A 12,167-nucleotide genomic window follows, 5' to 3' on the forward strand; every position below is an offset into this window, starting at 1 on the left:
ACGCGCAGGAACTCGTGCCGCCGCGCGCTGCGCGTTGGCTGCTCGGGGCGATGCAGGCGACCCGGCACGCGATGTCGGTGCGCTGGGCGCCTCGCCGGGACCTGAGCGTGACGCAGCGGCAGGCGCTGCGGGCGCCGCGGACGAAGCGGTTGGCGCGCCGCCGCGCGGTCGTGGCGGCGAACCTCGGGGCCCTCGAGATGCTGCGCTCGGTGCGCCTGCCCGCGGCCGGGGACTACCGGGCCGCCGTCAGCATTTGGCCCTCCCAGGCTGGCGTCACGATTTTCGACGAGCTGATTGTCGGCGATCCCGAATCGGGTCAGCCGCATGCTGCGGACCGCCAGCGACCGTGGCGCGCGCTGAATCCGGTGCATCGCCACCGGTTCGTGCGCATATCGGCACTCCGGGCCGTGTCCTTGCTGTGCGCGGTTCCGCTTGTCGGGGCCGGCCTCGGCGCCGGTGCGCTCGTGGTGGGGCAGGCCACGTCGACCCTCGCCGTCTTCACGACGGCCGTCACGGCCGACCGCGCCGTCTCGGTTCCGGTCGCCCTGCAGCCGACCGCGGCCAGCTGCGCGTTCGTCGGTTCCGCGCTCACCGTGAGCTTCACGGCTCCCGCGGCCGGTGCGCCGGCCGGGGGCTATCTCGTGACCCTCGAGGACGCGCCGTCGGCGACGCCGCCAACATCGCCGTCCGCCGGGCAGAGCGTGACGTCGAGCACGACCACGGTCGTGCTCGACGACCGTTACCTCGCTGCCGGTGTCGCCTACCCGCTGACGGTGTCGGCGGTGCCGTTCTCCGACTGGCTTGCCTCGACGGCGCTGCAGCTGACCCTCGATTCCGCCGGTGGTGTGACGTGCGCCTGAACCTCGTGCGTTCGACTCGTGCTGCGGCCGTGCTGCTCGTGGCCGTGGGCGGCGCGCTCGGGCCGGCCGGGGCATCCGTCGCCGCCGACCCGGGCGACTTTCTAAACGTGAACTCCATGCCGCTGCCGAGCAGCTTCGAGAACCTCGCGCCCGGCGATGACATGTCCTGGTTCGTGACGGTGAGCAGCTCGGCGAGCTTTGCCGCGGCGCTGACCCTGACGCTGGAGTCGATGCATCAGGGCGCCCTCATGACGGATGCCGACCTCGGCCTGCAGATCACGCTCGCCCTCTGCGACGCCGTCTGGACCGGAGCGGTCGACCCCGTGTGCGGCGGAACCCGCACCGAGATCATGACCGGAGCACTCGCCGTGATGCAGGGCGGCTACACGCTGCCGGTGCTGCCGCCGCGATCGACGGCCCATTACCTGGCGCAGATCGAGTTTCCGTACGCGGCGACCAACGACTTTGCACTGCTGAACGACGACCTGGTCTTTCACGTCGTCGCCGGCGATGACAGCGTGACTTCCCCCGGGCCGACGAGCGGCGAGACCCCGCGTCCGTCGTCACCGCCGCTCGTGTCGACCGGCGACGGCGGCGTTCCGACCCCCGGGGGCCTGCCCGCGCTGCTCTCGACGGCCGGCGTGACGCTGCTGCCGCTCGCGCTGGGCGCGGCCCTCGTCGGGGCCGGTGCGGTCATCGTGCGACGCGCTCGGCGCCGTCGCGCCTGAGCCTGGTGCGGGCCTGTGGGGCGGATGTCCCGGCGCCGGCCGGCGTCAAGCCGCGCGAGAGTGGGAGGACCGTCGGTGAGGGGGTGCTCGCCGACGGTCCACCCACCCGCACGCGGCGGGGAGTGCCGTGCGATCTACCGCTCGAGCGCCGCGAGGTGCGGCAGCAGCCGCTCGATGATGTAGGCATGCCCCTCGGGAGTGGCGTAGACGCTGTCCGGAGAGATGCTGGCCGCATCGACGTCGTCAAACCAGCCCTCGGCGATCGGATCGATGAACAACTCGGCACCGGATGCCTCGGTCGCCTGCGAGAGGATGCGTGCGGATTCCGCCAGCAGGGGCAGCATCGCCGACGCCGTGGCGCTGCCGGCGGCGATGTCCGCCGTGCTCACGCCCCGGGTCGACGGCTCCGCTGACGGTCCGATGACGATGATGTCTGCGCTCGGCAGGCCGGCCTTCAGGCGGGTGAGGGCATCCGTCGCTGCGGCCGGCAGCTCGTCGAGAAAGTACCGGTCGTTGCGTCCGCCCTGCACGATGACGACCCCGGGTTGCGAGGCGATGACGGCGTCGACCCGGTCGCCGAACGTGCTCGCTCCGCCCTCGGCATTCACGTAACCGCTGCCGGGCGCGGTGAAGAAGTGCAGGTTCCAGCCGAGCTCCGCGGCCAGGGTGCCGGGCGTGTTGGCGTCGGTGCAGTCATCCGTCGTGCTGCACTCGGTGTAAAAATCCCCGATCACGGCGACCTGCACGGGGGCAGCGGTGTCGCCGGCGGCGGAGTCAGAGGAGGCGGCATCGCCGACGGGGTTGGCGGCCGGGGTCGGAGTGGCCGAATTCATGGCGTAGAACGCGACGGTCAGCACGGCAACCGCGGTGAGGCCGAGAAAGACAAATTTCACGTTCGCGTCGAACCACTGCGCGAAGGTCAGCTTCTGGCGAGAGCGCCAGCGACTGGACGTCATCGGGTGATTCCGATGACGTGGTGAGCGTGCGTTGCGGGGGCCATGGCTGTGAATCTAGCAGTCGGGGGGTGTGCGCCGAGGGGATCTGTCCCCCCCGGTGGGGGTGCCCCCATTTCTAACGAATTGCCCGATCGCGGCGCCGGAACGGGCCCGGGACCTGCCCGGGACGTGCCCGGGACGCGCAAACGGCGCACCTGCCGAGGGCAGGCCGCCGTCGCGGGAAGGGGTCGTCAGGTGAGCTGCGGGTCGAGCGTGTCCTCGAGCTCGCTGTCGATCTGAGTGTCGAGCTGCAGATTGAGCGTCGAAACAAACTCCCGCAGCCACGGGCGCAGTTCGGGGCCGAGGTCGTCGCGTTCGACGGCGAGCTGCACGATGGCCTTGATGTAGTCGAGGCGGTCGCCGGTGTCGTAGCGGCGACCGCGGAAGATCACGCCGAAGACACCGCCGGTGCCCTCCACGTCGACGGCCATTTCTTGCAGGGCGTCGGTGAGCTGGATCTCGTTGCCCTTGCCGGGGGCGGTGTGCTCCAACACGTCGAAGACCTCGGGGCGCAGCACGTAGCGGCCGATGATGGCGAGGTTGGAGGGGGCATCCGCTTGCGCCGGCTTTTCGACCAGACCCGTGATGCGCACCACGTCGGGGTCGTCGGTNGTCGTCGGTCTTCTCGATCGCCGCGGCGCCATACATGTGGATCATGGAGGGGTCGACCTCCATGAGGGCGACGATGGTCGCGTTGCGGGCGACCTGCTCGGTGAGCATGCGGCTCAGCAGCGGGTCGCGGGCATCGATGATGTCGTCACCGAGCAGCACCGCGAAGGGTTCGTGGCCCACGTGCATCCTGGCGCGCAACACCGCGTGGCCGAGGCCCCGGGGGTCGCCCTGGCGCACATAGTGCATGTCAGCGAGTTCGGTGGAGTGGATGACCTTGGCCAGGCGACTCGTGTCGCCCTTCTTCTCGAGGATCGCCTCGAGCTCGGTCATGCGGTCGAAGTGGTTCTCGAGGGCGTTCTTGTTGCGGCCGGTGATCATCAGCACGTCGCTCAGTCCGGAGGCGACGGCCTCCTCGACGACGTACTGAATCGCCGGCTTGTCGACAACGGGCAGCATCTCCTTCGGCATCGCCTTGGTGGCGGGCAGAAACCGGGTGCCGAGGCCCGCGGCGGGGATGACGGCTTTGGTGATGCGAGAGAGAGTCATAGCGCTCACAGTAGCGCGTGGTGCTGACGGGGCAGGCATCGCCTACCGCCCCCGGGAGTGGTCATTTCGGGCGTGGGAGGGCGGCATCGGCATCCAGGAAACGTCGACCGGGGTCGGGCGGGAGGGACGATCGGTGCTCAGGTCGTTCTGCTGGTGCTCGTCGAGGCGGGCATACATATCAGTCAGCGGATGGCTGACGTGGCGGGCGAACCAGGTCTGGATGGGGTGGGACATAAGGCATCCTCTTCGATGAGCAGTACCAGCAATCCGGCACGCGACCGGCGGCCACGACCACGCGCGGAATATGACGGCGATCCCCGGGCGTGCCGGCACGATAGCGCGCCGACGCCCCGCACCGCGAGGGGCTTGCGCGGTTTTCTGAGCGAATCTCGGGTTCCACCCGACAACTGGAGGCGTCAGGGAGGGTCGGTATGATGTGCGGGTACTGCATACGGCCCCACGAGCACCGCGAAGGATTCACACCATGACCGTTCTGCCCCGCCTGGTGGCCTTCGACCTCGACGACACCCTGGCCCCCTCGAAGTCTCCGCTCAACGCCGAGATGGCCGCCCTGCTCGTGCGGCTGCTCGAGGTCGCCGAGGTCTGCGTGATTTCCGGCGGCCAGTTCGCCCAGTTCCAGATGCAGGTCATCGACAACCTCACCGACGTCAGCCCCGAGGCCCTCGCCCGCCTGCACCTCATGCCGACCTGCGGCACCCAGTACTACCGCCACCAGAACAACACCTGGAACCAGATCTACGCCGAGAACCTGTCCTTTGACGAGGGTTCCAGGGCGCTCATCGCCGTGGAGGCCGCAGCCAGGGACCTCGGCCTCTGGGAGGGCGAAACCTGGGGTCCGATTCTCGAAGATCGCGGCTCGCAGATCACCTTTTCGGCTCTCGGACAGCACGCTCCCGTCGCGGTGAAGGTGGCCTGGGATCCGACCGGTGCCAAGAAGAACACCCTGCGCGCGGCGGTCGCCGCCCTGCTGCCCGACCTCGAGGTGCGCTCGGGCGGGTCGACCTCGGTCGACATCACCCGTCAGGGCATCGACAAGGCCTACGGCATGACGCGCCTCGCCGAGCTGACCGGCATCCCGCTCGACGACATGATCTTCATCGGCGACCGCCTCGACGAGACCGGCAATGACTACCCGGTGAAGGTGCTCGGCGTGCGCTGCGTGGCCGTCGAGGGCTGGGAAGACACCGCCGCGTACCTCGAGACGCTGATTCCGGAGCTCGCCGCGGCGCTGCCGACGGTGTAGTTCGGCGCGGCCGCCGCCAGCGGCGGCCGGCCTGCGAGCCTCGGCTCGCGGCATCCGTCGCGCCGGAAATGTCGGCTCGCAGCGTGGCGCCAGGGGTGAGCGGTGGCCCCCAGTTCGGGGCTAGATCAGTTTGCCCCCGTTTCGGTGGCCCCCGACCGGGTCTACTTTGGCCGCACCGCGCCCGTGCGGTGCCCCAGGAGGCGACCGATGCCGAAATCTTCCGCGCCCATCGACGACCCGCAGTCCCCAAGCGACCCGAACCCGACAGTGCCCACCCGCCGCCGCCGTTCGCGCGCTCGCCGAGCCTGGCGCATCGTGGGCGCCTCGGCGACCGCGCTCGTCGTCGTCGCGACGGCGTTCGCGGGCGTGAGCCTGTACAACCTCGGAAGGGACTTCGACAGCCAGGTCGAACGGCTCGTCGCTCCGTTCCCGACGGATGCCCCCGCCATCGCCCCCGAGACCGCCTCGCCCGGATCTCCGGCCGCGACCCCGGCGCCGGTGGCGGCCTCCGTGCAGAACATCCTGCTGCTCGGATCGGATACCCGCGGCACCAACGGAACCTCCGTCGCCGACCTGCGCGGGCAGCGCTCGGACACGATGATGCTCGTGCACATCCCGGCCGATCGTCAGAATGTCTTCGTGATGTCGATCATGCGGGACAGCTGGCTGCCGATTCCGGGGCACGGCGAGGCCAAGATCAACGCCGCAATGTCGTTCGGCGGCGTGCCGCTCGCGGTCGAGACCGTGCAGGGGCTGCTTGGTATCCACGTCGACCACGTCGCCGTGGTCGACTTCGGCGGCTTCGCCGGGGTGACGGATGCCCTCGGCGGCGTCTTCATCGACAACCCGATCGGCTTTCTCTCGTCAAAGATTCCCGGCTACACCTTTGCGCAGGGGGAGCAGACGCTCGACGGGACGCAGGCACTGGCGTTCGCCCGGGAACGGTACGCCTTCGCCGACGGGGACTTTCAGCGGGTGCGCAACCAGCAGATCCTGATCAAAGGCCTGATGAAGGCGGTGCTGACGACCGACACGATCGTGACGCCCGGCAAGCTCACCGGGCTGATCGACGCGCTCGCCCCCTATCTCGCCTCCGACGACGGTCTGGGATCGTCGTATCTGGCCGGGCTCGCCGTCGAACTGCGGGACGTGCGCTACGACGATGTGACGTTCTTCACCATGCCAACGAGCGGAACGGGAACCTCTGCCAACGGGCAGTCGATCGTGAACATCGACTATGCCCGCCTCGAAGCGGTGAAGCAGGGGCTGCAGACCGACACACTGGCGCCCGACCTGCCGGCGCTGCAGGCGCGGGGCTGAATCAGGGCGGGGGCAGATTCAGGGCTGGGGCAGATTCAGGGCTGGGGCAGATAAGAGCACTCTCATAGTCGCCACAACTCCACCTCATCCGCGTTTGACAGGCTCGCGGTATGACCCCCAACAGGGGGTATTTCAGGCCCCAATCAGGGGCACAGAGAGGCAATACGATGATGAAAAAGTCCACACGAGTGCTCATGACCGGGGTTGCCACCGTGCTCGCGGTCGGCCTGGGCGCGACCGGCGGCGCCTACGCCGTCCCGTCCCCGGCGAGTGAGACGTCTCTGTCGTCCCAGATTTCCGCATCGTCCGGCCACTCGGACTCCGAGGGTCGCGCGCTGCTCGAGCAGGCCCGCCAGGAAGGCCGCGAGTTGCGCGCCGCGGCCCGAGAGACCAGCCGCGAGATTCGTGACGCGGCTCGGGGTCAGAGCCGTGAGGTGCGTGACGCGGCCCGGGTTGAGGCTCGCGCGGTGCGTGACGCTGCCCGAGACGCGGCCCGCGCGCTGGTCGACGCGGCTCGCGATGCGATCGATGATGACGACGACTACGTGCCCGGTGCCCCGCCCACGTCGGGCGAGGGACACGACACACCGCGCACGAATCACCGTCACCCGCGCACGAATGACCGTCACGACCGCTCGAACGAGCGTCACGACCGCGGCAGCGACCGCAGCGACCGCGCTTAACGGTTCGAGCGACTGACCCGGGGTCGCGCAGTCGATCGGGGAGTCTCCGTCGGCTCCAGGTCGGCGGACTCCCCGATTGCGGTGCCTGGCGCGGCGCTGGGCGCGGCACCTGACGCGGCGTCTGGCGTCGCGGCACTCGTTGCGCGAGCGGGCACTCGTTGCACGGAGTGCCGGCAGCCCGAACGAGTGCCGCGAGGCCGCCGGGACGAGTGCCGCGAGGCGGCCGGGCAGCGGATGTGTCGGGCCGACCCGTCGGCCCGGGTGCGGCATCCGTGGCCGGGGCACCTGCGGAGATGCGCTGGGGGTGTGAGGCGTCGCGGCACTCGTTGCGCGAGCGGGCACTCGTTGCACGGAGTGCCGGCAGCCCGAACGAGTGCCGCGAGGCGGCCGGGCAGCGGATGCGAAACCGGCGCCGATTGGCGAGATCAGCGCAGGCGGTAGCCCATGCCGCGCACGGTCTCGATGCGTTCGGGACCGATCTTGGTGCGCAGGTAACGCACGTAGACCTCGACGACGTTGGTTTTGGTGTCGAAGTTGAGGCCCCAGACCCGGCTGAGCAGCTGTTCGCGGCTCAGCACCTGCTCGGGATGCCCCAGAAATTCCTGGGCGAGCTCGAACTCGCGGGCCGAGAGATCCTGGGCGACACCGTCAACGATGATGCGCCGGGTCTTGAGATCGAGTTCGAGGCCGCGTGAACTCAGGATTGACGGGGGCTCGGTGTGGGCATCCGTCAGCCGCAGTCGTACGCGGGCCAGCAGCTCATCGAGCCGAAACGGCTTGGGCATGTAATCGTTCGCGCCGCCCTCGAGCCCGCGCAAGGTGTCGGCGGCGCTGTCACGGGCGCTCAGCACGATCACGGCGATCGGGTTGGCCTGCACCCGCAGGGTCTGCAGGATATCGAAGCCGTCGCGCAACGGCAGGCCCACGTCGAGAATGAGCAGATCGAAGTCGCCGGTCTGTGCCTGGGCGAGGGCGGCGTCACCGTCGCTCGCCACGGCGACGGAGTAGCCGGCCGCGCGCAGCCCCTTCTCGACAAACGAGGAGATGCGCTCTTCATCTTCGGCGATCAGAATTCGGGTCACGGGGTGCTCCCTTGTGTGCTGGTGCTGGTGCTGGCGAAGTCGGGCGTGGGGTTCGTCACCCTTGGCGGGTCGACGGGCCGGCCCGCCGGCACGACGATGGTGAACGTCGATGCTGACCCGGCCGCGCTGTCGAGCTGCACGGTTCCTCCGTGCGCGTGGGCGATCGCCGCGACGATCGACAGGCCGAGCCCGGCTCCCTCGGCGCCGCGGGCGTTTTCGACCCGGCCGAAACGGTCGAAGATGCGCGGCTGGGCCTGCAGGCGGATGCCCGGGCCGGCGTCGCGCACCGACAGGCTCAGCCAGCGCTCTGGCGGCCAGGGGCGCGCGGCCGGGTCGGGTCCTGGCTCGCTCGGGCCGAGGCCCGCAGTGGCAGTGGAGGGCTCGGCAGGCCGCACCGAACCGAGGCTGCCGGCCGGGCCAGGCTCGTGCGGAACGGCATGCGTGAAGCCGCTCGGGCGGGTCGTGCTGACGAGGCTCGTGAGGGCGATGGCCCCTCCGGGAGTGGAGTGCCGCACGGCATTCGCCGCGAGTTGCAGCCACGCCTGAGTGATGCGGTCGGCGTCGATCGATACGGTGACGGGGGAGTTCTGGAAGGACGGGGCATCCGCTGTGCTGCGGGGTGTGGTGGCGCTGCTGCAGCTGACGGTCCAGAGTCGGGTGGGATCCAGCGCGCTCGCCTTGGCGCCGACGGCGGCCGTGAAATCGGCAAGGTCGAGGGTCGCCAATTCGACGAAGTGCGGGGCGCGCGACTGGGCGAGCAGGGAGATTCCCGCCAGCAGGCTGCTCATACGGTCGAGCTCGTCGATGGCGAGGGCGCGAGTCGCTTCGACCTCACTCTGTCGGCTCGCGTCGAGCACCTCCAGCTGCCCGCGGATGATGGTGATCGGCGTCTTCAGCTCGTGGCCGATGTCGTCGAGCAGCCGCTGCTGGCTCAGCGACGACCCGTGCAGCCGGTCGAACATGCCGTTGATGGCCTCGGCCAGGTTGGAGACGTCATCGTGCCCGGTGACCGGGATGCGTTCGACGAGGTCGGCGGCGCTGTTGCTGCCGACGGCGGCGTCGCGCAGCAGGCGGATCGGGCGCAGCAGCCGCCCGGCCACGAGCCACGCAACCAGGCCCACGAGAACGAGCGCTCCGAGCGCCACCCGAGCATAGGTGTCGAGGGAGTGCGTGACGGCGGCCAGCTCGGCGTCGACGTCGAAGGCGACCGCGAACAGGCCGGCCCGCTCGTCTCCCCGCACCTGAACGGGGATGATGATGTAACGCACGGTGGCCGGAAAGGCGGTGTCGGGGCCGCGCGGAGCATCCGTCGTCGTGGTCGGATCAGTGAGGGTGCGCGCGGTGCCGAGCACGATTCCGTTCGCGTTGGCCTCGGCGAGCAGGCGGGTCACGAGGTCGGGACTGTCGTCGATGCGAAAGGGCGGGAGCGCCGACCAGGTGGGGGTCGGAGTGCCGTCGACAAAACCGAGCATGCTCTCATTGGCCGAGGGGACGAGCTGTCGCATGGCGGTGTGCAGTACCTGCTCGACGCTCGTGAGGGGAATCGCGGTGTCGGGGTCGAGGGCGGTGTTGGGGACCGAAGCGGGAGTGTCGCCGGAGGTCGCGCCCCTCGCGATGTCCTGCACGTCATCGACGGCCCGCAGGAGCTTGGTATCGATGGCCGTGAGCACGCTGTCACGCTGCACGAGGTACGAGGCGATGCCCGAGGCGGCCAGTCCGAAGGCCGAGACGAGCAGCATCCACACCACGATGCGGGACCGCACCGAGAGGATGCGGCGGCGCGACGGTACGGGGACAGCGGGAGACATGGTTCCAGTATCGGGTGTTGACCCCTGTTTGAGGGGTTAAGTCGTGCAATCAATGGTCGTCGCTGACGGCGTTGGCGGCATTTCTCAGTCGTGGCAGTGGGGAAGAGGGGGTGAAGGGGTGAAGGGGCGTTCTGTGACATCTCGCGCACGAACTGTCAGAGATGGCCCCGTGGCGGCGGGGGAGTGTGTACAACGTGGTGCGCAGCGCGGGTGTGGTTAGTCAAGACCCCGACTTCTGCGCGCACCCCTGTTCTGGGGGAGTGCGGCACGTGCTGGCGGGCATATAAGCACTGTGTCGCCACATAGGCTGTGACGCGGGGGCATGCCTCCGCGCGCGGTCATGCAGGGAGTGGCCGGCGTTTCACAGCAATCAAAGGTCACCATGGGCAACATCTTTCAGAGTCTGCGCACGCGCGGACTTGCACTCGCAGTCGGCCTCGTCGCGGCTCTCGCCTTCGGTACCGTCACGGCGGCTGCGCCGGCCGCCGTGGCCGCGGAATCACACGTTGGCTCGGTTTTCGGCTCGGTGCTGGCCGTGCAGGATCAGGCACAGAGTGAAACGCTCGGCGTGGTCACCGTGGTCTTGTCCCGGCAGAACCCTGAGCTGGGTTTTTCCGAGGTCGCGCGGTCGCTCACCGTCGGCAGCCAGTACAACTTTGACAATCTCATCCCCGGCACGTACGCACTTGCCGGCCTGAATGAGACCGCTGACAGCCCGTGGGCAGCGCGAAGTGCATCCGCTTCCGAGACTCCCTTCGTCGTCGCTGCTGGTTCGCCGACGGGAACAGGCCTGACCTTCGAGCGTCTCACCGGCAGTATTTCCGGCACGGTCACGAGTCAGGACAACGGCACGGCAATCCCGCTGGCGAACGCGCAGGTTGTGGCACAGTCCGCGACCACCATCACGAGGTGGGCGATGACCGACGAGTCGGGTGCCTACACGATTGACGATCTGCGGTTGGAATCCTATGTCGTCTCGTTCAGTCTCTACGACACGTCAACGGGATTTAGGTACGAAAAGGAATTCTGGGACAACCAGCCCACGGCCGATACTGCCACGCCGGTCATCGTCGAGCCGTCGGCGCTGAACGCCACCAACGTTGACGCCATGCTTACGAGCACGCCCGTCGAGACGAACCCGCACCCGACCCCCACGAACCCGACTTCGACCGATGGTGAGTCGGCTCTGACCCAGACCGGCGGCGAATCGCCCGCTGCCGCTCAGACTGAGGTGACGATCTCGCCCGACACGGCAAGCGGACCCGCAGCTACGACATTCGTTGCCGGGGGAACGATCCCGATTGCGATGAGCGGATTTCAACCCTTTGAGGTCGTCAACATCTGGCTCTACTCCACTCCGGTGCTGCTTGGAACGCTGACGGCTGACGCCGGCGGAAACATCGCCGGAAGCTTCACGATCCCGGCCGGAACGCCGGGCGGCACGCACCACATCGTCATGTTTGACGAGTCCGGAACGCAGTACACCTCGGTTGATCTGACCGTGACGCGTGAACTCGCGAAGACTGGTGCCTCGGCCAGTCCGCTCTGGTTCGCCCTCGCGATCATGATGCTCGGTGGCGTCGCGGTGCTGTTCGCCGCACGCATCCGCCGAATCGCGAACGGCAGCAGCAAATAACTCACCTCCGCGGCACCACGCAACGGCTCACGACACGCGTGTCGGGGGCCGTTTCGTGGTGAAATCGAAGCGGCAGCCGCGGCCAGGTCGTGGCGCGCGGGTTGCCCCGAAAGCGCCGACAGCGCCGGGAGCATCAGACGGGGCGGCAGCGCTCGACACGTTGGGCGCGCCGGCAACACTCATCGCCGGATCGACTGCGGGCAGCGTCGGCAGCATGGGGAATGCGGCCGGGGCGAGCCCGCGTTCACGCACTGTGCCCGGCACGGCTTCCCGCTCCGGCCTCGCCGGCGCCGCCGCCTCGAAGACCCGGCTGCGGGCGGCGACGGTCGCGATCTGGCTGCTCGTGCTGGCCTCGATCGTGCTGCTGCCCGACGCGTTTGTGCGCTGGTTTCTGCCCAAGGATCTGGTCGCGGCGGCGGCGGTGGCCGTCGCATCGGTCGCTGTGGCGCGCGGACGCCTGCCGCGAGCCTTCGTGCTCGCCAGCCTCGGCGCGGGCGTGCTCGTGCTCGTCGCGGTGCTGCTCTCGGCGGCGCCGGGCGCGCAGCTGTGGGGGCGGTGGCCGCGGTACGAGGGCCTGATCACGCTGCCGGTGTACTTCGGCGCGGTCTGGGCCGGCGCACGGCTGCTCGGGCC

The 12,167-nt window shown here is 69.2% G+C and carries 10 protein-coding genes and 2 pseudogenes; 7 read left to right on the forward strand and 5 right to left on the reverse strand.

Translation table 11 applies throughout. The features are described from left to right. On the forward strand, nt 1–860 hold an 860-nt coding region (locus E3T55_RS20325), incomplete at its 5' end, for a hypothetical protein (RefSeq protein WP_166791805.1). Continuing rightward, nucleotides 851–1,588 (forward strand): hypothetical protein, encoded by a 738-nt coding sequence (locus E3T55_RS15305; RefSeq protein ID WP_134520429.1) that lies wholly within the window; start codon nt 851–853, stop codon nt 1,586–1,588. The genes E3T55_RS20325 and E3T55_RS15305, both read left to right, overlap by 10 nt. 134 nt (nt 1,589–1,722) lie before the next feature. Here the strand turns inward: E3T55_RS15305 and E3T55_RS15310 are convergent, their stop codons facing one another. The 3 genes and pseudogenes from E3T55_RS15310 to E3T55_RS15320 form a co-directional block, all read right to left on the reverse strand. Next, nucleotides 1,723–2,544: an SGNH/GDSL hydrolase family protein gene (locus E3T55_RS15310; RefSeq protein WP_134520430.1), complete on the reverse strand. Its 822-nt coding sequence runs from the start codon at nt 2,542–2,544 to the stop codon at nt 1,723–1,725. 230 nt (nt 2,545–2,774) lie between these two features. Further along, nucleotides 2,775–3,741, reverse strand: a pseudogene (locus E3T55_RS15315) (UTP--glucose-1-phosphate uridylyltransferase). A 42-nt stretch (nt 3,742–3,783) separates the two neighbouring features. Continuing rightward, the gene (locus tag E3T55_RS15320; protein WP_134520431.1) at nt 3,784–3,975 is read right to left on the reverse strand and encodes a hypothetical protein; all 192 of its coding nucleotides are present in this window, start codon (nt 3,973–3,975) and stop codon (nt 3,784–3,786) included. A gap of 250 nt (nt 3,976–4,225) precedes the next feature. On the opposite strand from E3T55_RS15320, the gene E3T55_RS15325 reads away from it, so the two are divergent. From E3T55_RS15325 to E3T55_RS15335, 3 genes are all read left to right on the forward strand, one after another. After that, nucleotides 4,226–5,005 carry an HAD-IIB family hydrolase gene (locus E3T55_RS15325; protein WP_134520432.1) on the forward strand — a complete coding sequence of 260 codons (780 nt, stop codon included), beginning with the start codon at nt 4,226–4,228 and terminating at the stop codon, nt 5,003–5,005. 207 nt (nt 5,006–5,212) lie between these two features. Next, nucleotides 5,213–6,325, forward strand: coding sequence for an LCP family protein (locus tag E3T55_RS15330; RefSeq protein WP_134520433.1), 1,113 nt, complete (start codon nt 5,213–5,215; stop codon nt 6,323–6,325). Between the two features lie 194 nt (nt 6,326–6,519). Continuing rightward, on the forward strand, nt 6,520–7,008 hold the full coding sequence (locus tag E3T55_RS15335) for an ATP synthase subunit B family protein (RefSeq protein WP_134520434.1): 489 nt from the start codon (nt 6,520–6,522) through the stop codon (nt 7,006–7,008). Between the two features lie 425 nt (nt 7,009–7,433). Here E3T55_RS15335 and E3T55_RS15340 read toward each other — a convergent pair whose 3' ends face one another. Both E3T55_RS15340 and E3T55_RS21040 read right to left on the reverse strand, forming a co-directional pair. Further along, nucleotides 7,434–8,090, reverse strand: coding sequence for a response regulator transcription factor (locus E3T55_RS15340; RefSeq protein ID WP_134520435.1), 657 nt, complete (start codon nt 8,088–8,090; stop codon nt 7,434–7,436). Continuing rightward, nucleotides 8,087–9,898 carry a HAMP domain-containing sensor histidine kinase gene (locus E3T55_RS21040; RefSeq protein WP_134520436.1) on the reverse strand — a complete coding sequence of 604 codons (1,812 nt, stop codon included), beginning with the start codon at nt 9,896–9,898 and terminating at the stop codon, nt 8,087–8,089. The genes E3T55_RS15340 and E3T55_RS21040 overlap by 4 nt, the downstream gene beginning before the upstream one ends. 322 nt (nt 9,899–10,220) lie before the next feature. On the opposite strand from E3T55_RS21040, the gene E3T55_RS15350 reads away from it, so the two are divergent. Together E3T55_RS15350 and E3T55_RS15355 are read left to right on the forward strand one after the other, a co-directional pair. Beyond that, nucleotides 10,221–11,534, forward strand: coding sequence for a carboxypeptidase-like regulatory domain-containing protein (locus E3T55_RS15350; RefSeq protein ID WP_134520437.1), 1,314 nt, complete (start codon nt 10,221–10,223; stop codon nt 11,532–11,534). 214 nt (nt 11,535–11,748) lie between these two features. Then, nucleotides 11,749–12,167 (forward strand): annotated as a pseudogene (locus tag E3T55_RS15355) (hypothetical protein); the annotation flags it as partial.

The sequence above is a fragment of the Cryobacterium frigoriphilum genome, from assembly GCF_004403305.1.
GTDB classification, from domain to species: Bacteria; Actinomycetota; Actinomycetes; order Actinomycetales; family Microbacteriaceae; genus Cryobacterium; species Cryobacterium frigoriphilum.

Coding starts and splice junctions, on each gene's coding strand:
- E3T55_RS15310 (WP_134520430.1), bottom strand. CDS start 2,544: ATGACGTCCAGTCGCTGGCGCTCTCGCCAGAAGCTGACCTTCGCGCAG.
- E3T55_RS15320 (WP_134520431.1), bottom strand. CDS start 3,975: ATGTCCCACCCCATCCAGACCTGGTTCGCCCGCCACGTCAGCCATCCG.
- E3T55_RS15325 (WP_134520432.1), top strand. CDS start 4,226: ATGACCGTTCTGCCCCGCCTGGTGGCCTTCGACCTCGACGACACCCTG.
- E3T55_RS15330 (WP_134520433.1), top strand. CDS start 5,213: ATGCCGAAATCTTCCGCGCCCATCGACGACCCGCAGTCCCCAAGCGAC.
- E3T55_RS15335 (WP_134520434.1), top strand. CDS start 6,520: ATGACCGGGGTTGCCACCGTGCTCGCGGTCGGCCTGGGCGCGACCGGC.
- E3T55_RS21040 (WP_134520436.1), bottom strand. CDS start 9,898: ATGTCTCCCGCTGTCCCCGTACCGTCGCGCCGCCGCATCCTCTCGGTG.
- E3T55_RS15350 (WP_134520437.1), top strand. CDS start 10,221: ATGCCTCCGCGCGCGGTCATGCAGGGAGTGGCCGGCGTTTCACAGCAA.